This is a genomic window from Empedobacter sp. UBA3239, from assembly GCF_002362875.1.
GTDB classification, from domain to species: domain Bacteria; phylum Bacteroidota; class Bacteroidia; order Flavobacteriales; family Weeksellaceae; genus Empedobacter; species Empedobacter falsenii_B.
This window is the reverse complement of record NZ_DEVJ01000001.1, coordinates 45,929-60,679: the sequence shown is the minus strand read 5'-3', so window position 1 is coordinate 60,679 and position 14,751 is coordinate 45,929. Positions and strand designations below refer to the sequence as shown.

11 protein-coding genes are annotated in these 14,751 nt (G+C 34.1%); 3 read left to right on the top strand and 8 right to left on the bottom strand.

The window, feature by feature from the left end; genetic code table 11:
- Nucleotides 1-8 precede the first annotated feature (8 nt).
- From ggt to B4G36_RS00220, 6 genes are all read right to left on the bottom strand, one after another.
- The gene (gene ggt / locus B4G36_RS00245; RefSeq protein WP_291061133.1) at nt 9-1,676 is read right to left on the bottom strand and encodes a gamma-glutamyltransferase; all 1,668 of its coding nucleotides are present in this window, start codon (nt 1,674-1,676) and stop codon (nt 9-11) included.
- Between the two features lie 75 nt (nt 1,677-1,751).
- A complete protein-coding gene (locus B4G36_RS00240; RefSeq protein WP_291061131.1) occupies nt 1,752-4,553 on the bottom strand; it encodes a TonB-dependent receptor in 2,802 nt (933 codons plus the stop codon).
- Nucleotides 4,554-4,792: 239 nt separating this feature from the next.
- Entirely contained in the window at nt 4,793-7,855 is a 3,063-nt protein-coding gene (infB, locus tag B4G36_RS00235; protein ID WP_286495297.1) for a translation initiation factor IF-2, read from the bottom strand.
- Nucleotides 7,856-7,918: 63 nt separating this feature from the next.
- Entirely contained in the window at nt 7,919-9,154 is a 1,236-nt protein-coding gene (gene nusA / locus B4G36_RS00230; protein ID WP_114997920.1) for a transcription termination factor NusA, read from the bottom strand.
- Between the two features lie 15 nt (nt 9,155-9,169).
- Nucleotides 9,170-9,631 carry a ribosome assembly cofactor RimP gene (gene rimP / locus B4G36_RS00225; RefSeq protein WP_221854248.1) on the bottom strand — a complete coding sequence of 154 codons (462 nt, stop codon included), beginning with the start codon at nt 9,629-9,631 and terminating at the stop codon, nt 9,170-9,172.
- Nucleotides 9,632-9,741: 110 nt separating this feature from the next.
- Nucleotides 9,742-10,227 (bottom strand): DUF456 domain-containing protein, encoded by a 486-nt coding sequence (locus B4G36_RS00220; RefSeq protein ID WP_291061128.1) that lies wholly within the window; start codon nt 10,225-10,227, stop codon nt 9,742-9,744.
- Between the two features lie 65 nt (nt 10,228-10,292).
- Here B4G36_RS00220 and B4G36_RS00215 point away from each other — a divergent pair, with 65 nt between their 5' ends.
- Genes B4G36_RS00215 through B4G36_RS00205 form a run of 3 tightly spaced genes read left to right on the top strand, consistent with a single transcriptional unit; the run spans nt 10,293 to nt 13,067 of the window.
- Nucleotides 10,293-11,552 carry a mechanosensitive ion channel family protein gene (locus B4G36_RS00215; protein ID WP_221854250.1) on the top strand — a complete coding sequence of 420 codons (1,260 nt, stop codon included), beginning with the start codon at nt 10,293-10,295 and terminating at the stop codon, nt 11,550-11,552.
- Between the two features lie 9 nt (nt 11,553-11,561).
- The gene (locus tag B4G36_RS00210; protein ID WP_291061125.1) at nt 11,562-12,287 is read left to right on the top strand and encodes a pyridoxine 5'-phosphate synthase; all 726 of its coding nucleotides are present in this window, start codon (nt 11,562-11,564) and stop codon (nt 12,285-12,287) included.
- Between the two features lie 3 nt (nt 12,288-12,290).
- Entirely contained in the window at nt 12,291-13,067 is a 777-nt protein-coding gene (locus B4G36_RS00205) for an alpha/beta fold hydrolase (protein WP_291061123.1), read from the top strand.
- An 83-nt stretch (nt 13,068-13,150) separates the two neighbouring features.
- Here the strand turns inward: B4G36_RS00205 and B4G36_RS00200 are convergent, their stop codons facing one another.
- Entirely contained in the window at nt 13,151-13,690 is a 540-nt protein-coding gene (locus B4G36_RS00200; protein ID WP_291061121.1) for a GNAT family N-acetyltransferase, read from the bottom strand.
- Nucleotides 13,681-14,694 carry an ABC transporter ATP-binding protein gene (locus tag B4G36_RS00195; protein ID WP_291061119.1) on the bottom strand — a complete coding sequence of 338 codons (1,014 nt, stop codon included), beginning with the start codon at nt 14,692-14,694 and terminating at the stop codon, nt 13,681-13,683. The genes B4G36_RS00200 and B4G36_RS00195 overlap by 10 nt, the downstream gene beginning before the upstream one ends.
- Nucleotides 14,695-14,751: the final 57 nt, after the last annotated feature.

Below are 14,751 nucleotides of genomic sequence, written 5' to 3'. Positions count from 1 at the left end.
TTATTTTATTAATATCCCACCGCTTTGTCATCTCCTCTTGGGTCTGCACCAGCTTGGTATGTTCCGTCAGTATTGACTAAAATTCCTTCTACACGTCCGTAAGGTTTACGCTCTTTTAATGTATAACCTTTTTGTTTTAAAGATTCGCGAACGTTTTCTGAAATTGCATTTGGTTCATAATCGATTTGATCTGGTAACCATTGATGATGAAATCTTGGTGCTGCAACAGCTTCTTGCATCGTCATTCCGAAATCAACAACATTCAAAATTGCTTGAAAAACAGAGGTAATAATTGTAGAACCACCTGGTGTTCCCACAACCATAAACAATTTACCATCTTTCTCTAAAATCGAAGGCGTCATCGAACTTAACATTCTTTTCGAAGGCTCTATCGCATTGGCTTTTCCTCCAACCAAACCATACAAATTTGGTGTACCTGGTTTTACAGAAAAATCATCCATTTCATCATTCAACAAAAATCCTGCACCTTCTACTACAACCAAAGATCCATAGGAATTATTCAAAGTAGTCGTTACAGAAGCCGCATTTCCATCTTTGTCAACAATTACATAATGCGTTGTTTCCATTGATTCTTTACCAATTATTTTTCCCGCTTTAATTGCTGAACTTGGTGTTGCTTTATCAAATGAAAAATCTTTCATTCGACTTACATTATAACTTTTATCCAACAATTGTTTTTGCGGAACTTTTATAAAATCTGGATCACCTAAATGCTCTGCGCGATCAGCATAAACGCGACGCTCTGCTTCTACCATCACTTGAATTGTAGAATCTGCTTGAAATCCCCATTTGTTGATTGGATAATCTTCGATTGATTGAAATAACGAAACCAATGCAATTCCCCCACTTGAAGGCGGCGGCATCGAAATTACTTTAAGACCTTTATAATTTCCCGAAACTGGCGTTCTCCAAACCGATTGATATTGTTTTAAATCTTCGTGAGAAATAATTCCGTTTCCACGTTTCATTTCTTTCACTATTAAATCAGCCGTTTTTCCTTCATAAAAACCAGCTCGACCTTTTTTCTGAATTAATTTTAATGTATTTGCTAATTCTTTTTGAATTAATAAATCGCCTTCTTTCCAAGATGATTTAGACGTTAAAGCATTCGTTTTTGAATTATATTTTACAAAATCATTGTGCTTATTTGTCAATTCGTTCGCTTGCTGCTTTGTAATTTTAAATCCTTTTTGAGCTAAACTAATAGCCGGCTGAACTAATTCTTTCCAATTTAATTTCCCATATTTTTCGTGCGCTTTCACCATTCCATCGACTGTTCCAGGTACTCCTGCAGCAAATTGTCCATACAAACTAAGATCAGTAATTGCATTGCCGTTTTTGTCCCAATACATATCTTCACTCGCTTTTAAAGGTGCTTTTTCACGATAATCTAACGCATCTGTTTTTCCTTTTGCATCACGATAAACCAAAAATCCACCGCCACCAATATTTCCTGCATTTGGATAAACAACCGCCAACGCAAACTGAACTGCAATAGCAGCATCAATCGCATTTCCACCTTTTTTTAGAATTTCAACTCCAACTTTTGAAGCTTCGGGATGAGCTGTTACAACAGCTCCATTTTTGTAAGATTCTTGCGCATTCAACTGAATAATCGCGAAGAATGAAACTATAATAAATGATATTTTTTTCATAAAATCGATTTAAACAAAAATACCAAACCTTCATCAATTACGACAAAGATTTGGTAAAACATATAACTATTTAAATTATAAACTTAATGATAAACGAGCGAAAGCAAAACGTCCTCCAGTTCCGAATTGTTGTCCAGTACGTGAATACACGAAATATCCTGCTCCTCTATTTCCTCCAATTTTCGTTTCATCAGGATAGATATCAAACAAATTATTTGCACCGATTGTTAACGAAATATTTTTGTTGAAAGCATAACCAAAACTCAAATCTGTTACAACTTTCCCGCTAAATGTCTGTGAATCTGCCACAGTATTTGTCGCTGCATCAACTTCTCCAAAATACACGTTTCTTAAGTAAACATTCCATTTATCCAATGAATAATTCAAGGATAAATTGATTTTTGTACGAGGAATAGCTGATTCTAAATAAATACGACTTGAACGATCAAAATAAGTAGACTCTTTTCCTTTTAATAAATCCGAAGCATGAACGTCGCCCACAACATTTGTTTTACTAAAAGTCGCCGATAAATCTCCACGTAATTTTCCTGCGCCTAAACGATCTTGATACGTCAGAACAACATCTATTCCTTTGGTTTCAGTATCAATTGCATTTGCGAAGAAACGAGCCGAAGTTGCATTTGCTTGTTGCAATAATTCGTAAATCTCTTTGTCTTGAGCTGATGCATTTGCTGCATTGCTTCCTGTGAAAGATCCTGTGTAAATGATTCGGTCATCAATTCTAATGAAATATCCGTCAACACTCAATTTGAATTTTCCCCAATTTGCAGTTGCTCCAGCCGAAACTGATTTAGATTTTTCTTCGTTCAATTGTGGAATTCCTAATAATTTCGCAGCGCGACTATCATTTGTAAAAGTTCCTGAGTTAGAAATTGCTCCATCTAAGAATAAACTTGATGTTGCACTAAAATATAATTGATGCAAAGATGGTGCTCTAAATCCTGTACTTGCTGCGGCTCTCAACACATAGTTTCCTAATTTATATCGAGTCGAAATTTTTCCATTTAATGTTGAACCAAAATCTGAATAATCTTCATAACGTAACGCTGCAGCTACTAAGAAATCTTTCGTAAAATTAAATTCAGTATCTAAATACGCAGCAACAGAATGACGATTCGCATTGACTTCATTCGCTGGTAAAAATCCCGGAAAAGCTTGCGCTCCACCTGCTAAAGCAGTACCATTTGCAGCGAATAATGTATTGATATTTCCATTAAAATCTTGTACATAGATTGGCTTTCCATTTCCGTCTACGCCAATTTGACGAACTTTACCATAATTCGCATAAGATGATTCTTCACCTCCTACAATTTGATAATTTTCATAACGAAATTCTGCACCAAAAGCGACATTAATTCCAGCTAAAACATCATCAAAAAAACGCGTAAAATCTAGGTTGGTTGTATTCTGCGTAAAACGATATCCACCAGCTTCAAAAGATGTTGGTGAAGATTCTTTCATCGATGCGTTAACTGTATTTTTTACACCAAAATCGATGGTATTATTTCCGTATGTGTTCGAAAAATCAACTTTCCAACCGTTAATTTCACTACGAATTCCCGCTGCTAAAGAGCGATCGTAATTATTGGTTTGAATCAATGGTAAAAATCCATTTGGATAAATTGATGCTACTGTTTGATGTAACTGAGCAGGCTGACGACGAAAAGCCGCCGATTCACCCAAACGATAATTTAATCCGCCAAATGCATAAATTTCGGTTTTATCTGAAATTGGAAAAAGTGAATTAATAAAAATTGCACCTCCTTCATTTTTTGATTGGCCAATGCGCGAAACATAATCTGCTCGCGTTTCTCCACGACGTGCTAATTCCTCATCTGTAATATCTTTTCCAGTTGGATTTGGATATAAATCTGGTCGATTATAATCTGAAAAAATTGTTCCTGTAAATTCTTTTTGACGATTGAATGGTTGACGCTTGTCGTAGGATCCTGCAACACTTACAAACCCTCCTTTTTCTCCCACTTTTACACCATAATTCACATTCGCTTGAAAAGTTTCACCATCAAAATTATCTTCTGCATTTTTAGAAAGATTTCCTCCATACGAAATTGACGCACGTAGTTTATCTGTCGAATCTTCCAACACAATATTAATCACACCTGCAATCGCATCAGAACCATATTGAGCCGCGGCTCCATCTCGAAGAATTTCAATTCGTTTAATCGCAGAAGTAGGAATTGCATTCAAATCTGTACCAACAGAACCTTTACCAAACGACCCATTAATATTAACCAATGATGTTGTATGACGACGCTTTCCGTTAATTAAAACTAATACTTGATCTGGTCCTAAACCACGCAAAGAAGCAGGATCTATATGATCTGTTCCATCAGAAATAACTTGCGTATTCGAACTAAAAGATGGCGCAACATAATTTAAGATTTGATTCAACGAAACTTGTCCTACATCTTTTGTAACCTCTTTTATATCTATCACATCAACTGGGGTTGAAGAGTCTAATTGTGTACGTCCCACTGCGCGCGAACCAATTAAAACAACTTCGCTAAGATCAGTCTCTGAATTGATTGATTGTAAAAAGAAATCTAAAGAAACTTCATTTTCATCAAGCACATTAATCGTTTGCGTCGTAGTTGGCTCACCTATTTTTGAAACAATAATTTCATACTTCCCTGGTTCTAACGTTAGTTGATATAAACCATCTGCATCTGTTATCGTCGTGATATTTGTTCCTTTTACATTAACCGTTGCTTGATCGATTGGTCCATTTACATCTTCAACCGTACCTGTGACTTTAGTTTGAGCGAATAAAAATGTTCCACCGAAAAGAGCAGTTAGAAAAAATATTTTTTTGAGTGAGTATAATTTCTTGTTCATATTTACAATTTTAAAAGTCTAGCAAATTTATAGACTTTATAGAATATAAAACAACTCGTTTTTAAATAAAATAAAAGAAAACTTTAAATTAATATTAAATAGAGATTCTATTCTAAAAATAAGATTAATAATAGAATATAATTCTATATAACAAGTAGAGTATTGATTTTTATTAAATAAAATTTCATAAAAAAAGGAGCTCAAATTGAGCTCCTTTTAAAATATTTGTTGAGAATTGATTATTTCAATTTCTTTTTAACCTCTACAGTTTCGTAAGCTTCGATAATGTCACCTACTTGAATATCGTTGAAGTTTTTGATGTTAAGACCACATTCGTAACCTTTACTAACTTCTTTCACGTCATCTTTGAAACGTTTCAATGAAGCTAATTCACCATCGTGGATCACAACTCCGTCACGAATGATACGAATACTAGAGTTTCTGTAAACTTTACCGTCTAACACCATACATCCAGCAATAGTACCAACTTTCGTTACTTTGAATGTTTCACGTACCTCAATATTACCTGTTACTTGCTCTTTCAACTCTGGAGATAACATACCTTCCATCGCTTCTTTGATCTCTTCGATCGCAGCATAGATAATTGAGTAAGTTCTAATTTCAACTTCTTCTTTTTCTGCAATATCACGAGCAGATCCACCAGGACGAACATTAAATCCGATAATAATCGCATCTGAAGCAGAAGCTAATAATACGTCAGATTCTGTAATTTGTCCAACTCCTTTGTGTAAGATGTTAACAATAATTTCTTCTGTCGAAAGTTTTTGTAAAGAGTCTGTTAATGCTTCTACAGAACCATCCACGTCCCCTTTCAAGATAATATTCAACTCTTTGAAATCTCCTAAAGCGATACGACGTCCAATCTCATCAAGCGTAATATGTTTTTGTGTACGAATAGTTTGCTCACGTTGTAATTGATCTCTACGAGTTGCAATTTGTTTCGCTTCGCGTTCATCTTCGTAAACTTTGAACTTATCACCTGCTGTTGGCGCACCCGCTAATCCTAATATTGTAACTGGTGTTGATGGTCCAGCAACTTTGATATTGTTCCCACGCTCATCTAACATTGCACGAACTTTACCATGGTGAGATCCTGCTAATACATAATCTCCGATGTGTAATGTACCTGTTTGTACGATAATTGTCGAAACATATCCACGTCCTTTGTCTAATGCAGCTTCTACAACTGTACCAGATGCTTTACGTTTTGGATTCGCTTTAAGGTCTAATACCTCAGCTTCTAATAATACTTTTTCTAATAAATCTTCTACTCCTAAACCAGATTTAGCCGAGATTTCTTGAGATTGGTAAGTACCACCCCAGTCTTCAACTAATAAGTTCATTTGAGCTAATTGCTCTTTTACTTTTTCTGGGTTAGCTGCTGGTTTATCAACTTTATTGATAGCGAATACCATTGGTACTCCAGCTGCTTGAGCATGAGAAATTGCTTCACGTGTTTGTGGCATGATTTGATCATCGGCCGCAATTACAATAATTGCAATATCCGTTACTTGAGCACCACGAGCACGCATCGCTGTAAAGGCCTCGTGACCTGGTGTATCTAAGAACGCTACACGCTTACCACTTGGCAATGTTACGTTATACGCACCAATGTGTTGTGTAATACCTCCAGACTCACCAGCAATTACGTTTGCTTTACGAATATAATCTAATAAAGATGTTTTACCATGGTCCACGTGTCCCATTACAGTTACGATTGGCGCACGAGTTACTAAATCTTCTTCGTTATCGATTTCTTCTTCTTCAGTTGAGATTTCTTCTTCAGCATTAGCAAATACTGCTTCGAATCCGAAATCATCTGCAACTAATTGAATTGTATCCGCTTCTAGACGTTGGTTCATGGTAACCATGATTCCCAATGACATACATGCAGATATAACTTCTGTAACAGAAACATCCATTAAAGAAGCTAATTCGTTAACCGTTACAAATTCTGTTACATGTAAAGTTTTGTCCATGTCTATTGCTTCTTGCTCTTGCTCAGCAAACTCACGACGCTCTTTACGTTTGTCTCTTCTGTGTTTAGCCCCTTTAGATCCTTTTCCTTTATTAGTAAGTTTATCTAAAGTGTCTTTAATTTGTTTTTTAACATCTTCGTCAGAAAGTTCTACTTGAGGAACTCTTGGTCCACGGTTGTTTCCACCTCTAAAGTTTCCACCACCTTGACGATTACCACCTTGTCCACCTGGGCGATTACCTCCTTGTCCTTGACCTCCTTGACGGTTGTTATTATTTCCTCCTCCGTGGTTGTTATTACCACCTTGGCGGTTATTATTATTTCCTCCTCCGTGGTTGTTGTTACCACCTTGACGATTGTTATTGTTTCCTCCGTTTTCTCCAGCTTTTGCTACATCTTCTGGTTTAACGTTTTTCTGGATACGTTTGCGCTTTTTCTTGTCAGCAGCGTTATTAGCACCTTTTTGATTCCCTTTTTTATCGTCAGTTTTTTTCTTATCAAATTTAGATAAGTCAATCTTTGCACCTGTAAAATTAGGTCCATCTAATTTTGTGTAGACAGTTTCAATTTTTTGAGGTTCAACTGCTGCTACTTCTTCAATTTCTTCTTTCTTCACTTCAGGCTTCGCTTCCGTTTTTATTTCAGGCTTTTTAACCTCTTCCACCTTTTTAGGTTCTTCTTTCTTCACCTCTTTTTTAACTTCCGCCTTAGGTGCTTCCGCCTTTTTAGGTTCTGCTTGCTCTTTTTTAGGAGCTGGAGAATCTTGCTTTTTAGGTTTACCTGTATTATTTATTTTATCAAGATCAATAACTTTTATCACTTTCGGTCCTTTCGGTTCCTCTTTTGATTCAGTTTTAGGTTCAGCTTTTGGTGCTTCCTCTTTCTTGATTTCTTCTTTCTTCACCTCTTCTTTTACCGCAGTTTTTTCTACTTTGGCTTTAGGTTTCAAAGCATCTAAGTCTATTTTTCCAACAGTCTTTGGTCCTTCCAATTCAACTTTCGTCGTTTCAATGATTTCAGGTTTCTTTTCTACTGGTTTTTCAGTTGCAGCTTTTGCTTCTGCTTCTTTTTTCTCAGCGGCTTTGATATCTGAAATTTTGTTAATGACTACTTCACCGGAAGCTTGCTTTTGTTTAGCATCAGATCGGAACTCATTAACTAAAATATCGTAAGTTGGCACATCGATTTTAGAGTTCGGATTTTTCTCTACAGTTTTACCTTTCCCTTCTAAAAAGTCAACAGCTCTATCTATTGATATATTTAATTCTTTTAATACTTTACTTAATCTTATTGTTTCCGACATATGAAGCTAATCTCTTATTTTAATGTTTGCAAATGTATGAATTGTTTATGACTTGAGTATGAATTAATCTTCAAACTCTTCTTTTAAGACACGGATAACGTCTAAGATTGTCTCTTCTTCTAAATCCGTACGCTTGATTAAGTCATCAACATCTTGTTCTAAAATACTTTTGGCAGTATCTAGCCCGATAGCACTGAATGCTTCGATTACCCATGCATCGATTTCATCTGAGAATTCTGATAATTCTACGTCTTCGTCTTGGGCGCCTTCTCTGAAAATATCAATTTCCATTCCAACTAATTTAGAAGCTAAACGAACATTGTAACCTCCTTTACCAATTGCTTTCGAAACTTCGTCTGCATTTACGTAAACTAAGGCTTTGTTTTCTTCTTCATTAATTTCGATATTCGAAATTTTAGCTGGGCTTAAAGCGCGTTGAATAAACAAACTCATGTTGTTTGTGTAGTTGATTACATCGATATTCTCGTTACGTAATTCGCGTACAATTGAATGGATACGAGATCCTTTCATTCCAACACAAGCTCCTACTGGATCGATACGATCGTCGTAAGATTCTACTGCTACTTTTGCTTTATCTCCAGGGATACGAACTACATTTTTGATTGTAATTAATCCGTCTAAAATCTCTGGAATTTCTTGTTCAAATAATTTCTCTAAAAATTTTGGTGATGTTCTAGATAAAATAATTTGAGGTTTTGCTCCTCTCAATTTTACGTCATCTACAACAGCACGTAATGTATCTCCTTTTCTGAAAAAATCTGATGGTATTTGATTTTCTTTTGGTAAAATCATTTCGTTTTGTTCGTCATCCATTATAATCACTTGTTTGTGACGTACATAATGGATTTCTCCCGTAACTACTTCTCCGATTAAACCTTTAAATTTTTCGTATAAATTAGAATTATCATGCTCCATTACTTTAGACACCAATGTTTGGCGTAAAGTTAAAATTGCACGACGACCTAATGCTTCGATCGGAATTTTTTCCGATACTTCTTCACCTACTTCAAAATCTGGCTCAATTTTACGTGCTTCAGATAATTCGATATCTGTTGCGTCGTCTTCTGAAAAACCGTCTTCTACAACGATACGGTTGTGCCAAATCTCTAAGTCTCCTTTATCAGGATTTACAATAATATCAAAGTTATCATCTGTACCATATTTCTTTTTCAAAACACTTTTCAGGGTATCTTCTAAGATTGCCATAAGCGTAATACGGTCGATGTTCTTATCGTCTTTAAAATCTCCAAAAGATTCAATTAATGCAAGATTGTCCATTAAACTTTTATTTTTTTAAAAGGTGACTTTTATAATCGCTTTCTTGATGTCAGCGTAATTTATTTTTTCTTTGTGTTCTACTGTAATTTTTCCTTTTCCTACAGGTTTTGGTTCGCGCGCTTCCCAAAAAATTGTAACACCTTCTTCATCGGCTTCTACAATTTCGCCTTCCATCACTTTGTCGCTTAATGTAGCTTCTAAAGTTCTTCCTACATTTTTGACAAATTGGCGTGGCATGGTTAGGTTACTTCCTACACCAGGAGAGGAAACCTCTAATGCAAAATCACATTCTTCTCTATCAAGATTGTGCTCTACATATCGGCTTATTCTTACAATTTCTTCGACTGAAAGACCTTCGTCTCCATCTGCTAAAATTACAATTTTATCATCTGGAGTGATTTTCCAATCGATAAGAAACAATGACGGATTTTCCGCTATTGCTTCGTCTATCAGCTGTTTTACTTTATTTGAATCCATATACAACGAAAAAGAGAGCTATAACCAGCCCTCCTCCATTTATTCCTTTAAATTCTTTGCAAATATAGTTAAATATTTTTTATTGACCTAATTTCAATCATTTAATCTGACTAATTCATTAAGTGATAAACAAATATTCCTATAAAAATTAATGTTAAAATAACATCATATCCTGTTGTTAAAATAAATCCGACAAAAGATCCGAAAGCAGATTTTAATGCAACTTTAGGCGAAGCCGCAGTAAAAACCAATTCGCCTAATAATGCTCCCAGAAAAGGACCTACGATAAACCCGATTGGTGGAAAAAATAATCCGATGATTAATCCTACAATAGATCCCCAAATCCCGTATTTGGTTCCACCTAATTTCTTGGTCATGTAAGCTGGTAATAAATAATCTAAAAGCACACCTAATAACACAAAAAGTCCTGCAATAATTATCGTTCCCCAATTGTAACTACAATCACTACTGAATTTAAAAACCAATAATCCGACCAATGCCAAAGGTGCTCCTGGTAAAGCTGGCAAAACAGTTCCGACCAAACCAACAACCAATAAAATTCCACTAATAAGATTTAGTATACTATCGTTATCCAATATTTTAGTATTTTTAAAACTGTAACTTTGCACAAACAAATCTATTTAAACTCAATTAACAGCTTATGCAAGATAAATCTTTTTATGAAGAATTTTCTGATGGTGTAAAATTTTTTTTCAATCAATATTTCAAAATTGATTTATCCGAAAATCTTTTTACCTTTTTAGAAATTGTTACTTGGATAGCTATTCTTTTTGTGATAGATTTTGTGCTAAGAGTTATTATTCTTCCGCTTCTAAAAAAATTAAAGAATTTCACCGAAAACGATTGGTTGAAGTTTTTGTACAAAAACAAAGTCTTTCTTTCAGCTATTCATCTTGTTCCAATCAGTTTTGCATTAAGCATGAATGTTATTTTGTTCAAGAATGAAGGAAATATTTTTCATGTTGTTCAACGCATTACACAACTTATTTCATTAATCGTTTTTACGCAACTTATTTTCCGAGTTATCAATACAATTATTGATGTGTACAACGAAGAAAATAGTTATACAACAGTTGGAGTGCGAACTTTTGGGCAAATGTTGAAGTTTATTATCACATTTTTTGCGATTATTTCTGGAATAATGATTTTGTTTACGGTTGATAAAAATACAATTATTACCGTTCTCGGAGCTTTAACCGCAGCTGTTTTATTGATTTTTCGTGATGCAATTTTCGGATTTGTTTCTGGTTTGCAAATCTCCTATTCTAAAATTGTAAAAGTTGGCGATTGGATTACCGTTTCCAAAGGCGATATTGAAGGAATAGTAAAAGAAATTAACATCAATTTGGTGAAAATTGAGAAGTTTGATAAATCTATTGCAACTGTTCCTACTGTAGATTTGGTATCGTCTCAGGTAACCAATCATATGGCGATGTTGGCAACTGGAACACGTCAAATAAAACGTTCTGTTTCGTTTAATGTAAATTCGTTTCAGTTTTGTAACGAAGAAATGTTAAATCGTTTCGAAAATATTACTTTAATTCATCATTATATTCAACAAAAACGTCACGAAATCTCTATCTATAATCAAAACATTGAAAATTCTGATTTAGATATTAATGGTAAAAACTTAACCAATATTGGTGTTTTTAGAATTTATGTTGAACATTATTTAAAAAGTTTAAAAACAGTTTCGCAAAATGATCCAATTATCGTAAAACAATTACCTGTTTCGCCGCTTGGAATGCCGTTAGAAATTGGTTGTTTTACAACTTCGGCAAGCAATTTGGAATTTGAAAGAATTCAGTCCGATATTTTCGATCATTTGTTAACAGCTTGTCGTAAATTTGACTTAGAAATTATGCAAAGCATTTCGCTTTCTGATATAAAAAAATTATAATATAAAATCATGACTAAATTAAGTGTTAATATAAATAAAATTGCCACAATTCGTAATGCGCGTGGTGGAAATACGCCAAATCTTGTAGAAGCGGCAATCAAAATTCAGGAATTCGGAGGGCAAGGAATTACGATTCATCCACGTCCAGACGAACGTCATATTCGTTACCAAGATGTGTACGATTTGAAACCTGTTGTAACAACTGAATTTAATATTGAAGGAAAACCGATTGATAGTTTTATGGAATTGGTTTTAAACTCAAAACCAGAACAAGTTACCTTGGTTCCTGATGCAGAAGATGCGATTACATCAAATGCTGGTTGGGATACAGTCAAACATTTTGATTATTTAACTGATGTAATTAAAACCTTTAAAGACGCTGGAATCAGAACATCTATTTTCTTAGATCCAAATCCTGCTTTAATTGAAAGTGCTGCAAAAACTGGTGCAGATCGAATCGAATTGTACACAGAAGAATTTGCAACGCAATATGGTTTAGGAAATCTTGAAGCAATCAATCCATATAAAGAAACAGCTAAATTGGCAATCAAAAACGGCTTGGCTGTAAATGCTGGACACGATTTGAGTTTAGATAATATTGAATATTTTATTCGTGAAATTCCAACAATTGCAGAAGTTTCTATTGGTCATGCATTAATTTCTGAAGCTCTATATTTAGGTTTAGAAAATACAATACAAGCGTATTTACGTAAAATTGAATTAGCAAATTTGTAAAAAATGGCAGAAATCTTACATAGTAAAATTGTTGGTTCTGGTGAAAAACATTTATTGGTTTTTCATGGATTATTCGGGCAATTGGATAATTGGAGCACATTAGGAAAACATTTTGGTGAATATTTTACGACACATTTGATTGATTTGCGCAATCATGGACGTAGCTTTCATAGCGAAGATTCTTCTTTGGAAGCGATGACGCAAGATATCGTGAATTATATGGATGCAAATTCTATCGAAAAAGCACATTTGTTGGGACATTCTCTTGGCGGAAGAATTGTGATTGATTTTGCAATGACTCATCAAAATAGATTAGATCATTTGATTGTTGCGGATATGGCGCCTAAAGCGTATCAACCTCATCATAATGCAATTTTCAAAGCATTGAAATCTGTCAATTTTGATCAAGTTGAAACTCGAAAAGATGTAGAAACGACTTTAGAACAATATATTCCTGAAATTGGTGTGCGACAATTTTTGTTGAAAAACGTGTATCACGCCGATAATGGAAAATATGCTTTTCGATTCAATTTAGCTATTTTGGAGAAATTTTACCAAGAGATGATTGGTTCTGAATTGTTAAAAGGCAAATTTGATGGTCCAACTTTATTTTTGGGTGGTGCAAATTCTAATTACATTATGCCAGAAGATGAAATGATTATCAAAGAGCGTTTTCCAAATGCGGAAATCAAGAAAATTGCAAATGCAGGACATTGGTTACATGCCGAAAATCCGAAAGATTTTACAGCAGAAGTTTTAGATTTCTTGTTGAATAAATAAAAACAAAAAAGCGAAATTCTAAATTTGAATTGCGCTTTTTTTATATCAGATTATCATTCCAAGTTTATCGAGAAATCTATTCTTTAACTCAATTTATTTTCTCTCAACAACGACCAATAAATCATAGTTGAATCTCGACTCAATTCAGAGAAATTTAGTTTTGTCAAAAGTTTCGTTGAACCAATATTTTCTATCAAACAACAAGCGGTTACTTCTTCTAAAGTTTCTTTTGTAAATGCCCAATTTATCAATTCCGCAGCTGCTTCAGCGGCAAAACCTTGTTTTCTTTCTGCTTCGATAATTCCATAACCAATATCACAACTTCTTCCAACAAAATTATAACCTTTAAAACCAATGTCACCAATTATTTCTCGTGTTGATTTCTTGATAATCATCCACGATTCGAAACCTGTTGGTGCGTCAACTTTAGACAAGTTTACAATAATTCGAGGCAATGTTTCGATTACATCTGCATCTGGCCAACCTTTTCCTCTAATCAAATTTAATTGCTCTAATTCGGTATAATTATTCTGTAATATATTTTCGCAAATGGAAATCGTGAACGGCATCAAAATTAATCGTTCGCTACACAATTCCGTTACTTGTAAACTTTCTAAATGCATAATTGATGAAATTTTATAACTTCAAAATGTATCAACTCATCTTTCATTAATTTTTGAGAAGAATAAGTCAACAATTCAATGTTTTTGAATGTAAATCTTACCAAATAATCTCTTCCCTGAAATTTTGATGAAATTACTTTTCCTTCAAATTTTCCATTTTCAGAAATTGTAATTTCTTCTGGATAAATGACAATTTTAGACGAATCAATTCCTAAATCTTGCGAATCATCCAACACATTTACATAACCAAAAAGTTTGGCCACATAAGCTGTCGCAGGAGAATTTCGCACATTCTCGACCTCATCATACTGAATCATTTTTCCGTTTTGCAAAACTAAAATTTTATCCGAAGTATAAAAAGCATCATTCAAATCATGCGTTGTAAAAATCACTGTAATTTGATGCACTTTACACCAATCCATAATTTTTTCTCGAATGGTTAATTTTAATGTTTGATCTAAATTAGAAAAAGGTTCATCCAACAACAAAATTTCGGGTTGTTGTGCCAAAGCTCGTGCAATAGACACACGCTGTCGCTGACCTCCACTCAGTTTATTTGGAAAAATATGTTTAAAATCTAACATTTCAACCACCGTTAACGCTTCGTCAATTTGTTGTTGTTTAAGCTCTAAATCGAAATTGCTTAAAAATTTCCCAACATTCTCACCAACCGTTACAAAATCTAACAAATCATAATCTTGCGCTACGTATTTCATCATTTTATGACCTGGAATCAAGTTATAAGCAGGACCGCGTAATTTTTTGGTATGATAGTAAATTTCTCCTTCTTTAAAATCCAACAATCCATAAATCAATTTCAGTAAAGTTGATTTTCCACTTCCACTTTCCCCAATAATACTTATCACTTCGCCTTTGTTAACTGCAAAATTGATGTTATCGAGTACTTTTTCTTCGAAATCTGGATAATTATAACTGAGTTGTTTTACGTTTAGCACGATTGAATAATTTTTCTTATGTTTGGCTAAGGTATTAGATTTATTCAATATGAAATAATTGTTTAATTATTTCATTTATTGATATAAATCAATATCAACTATTAA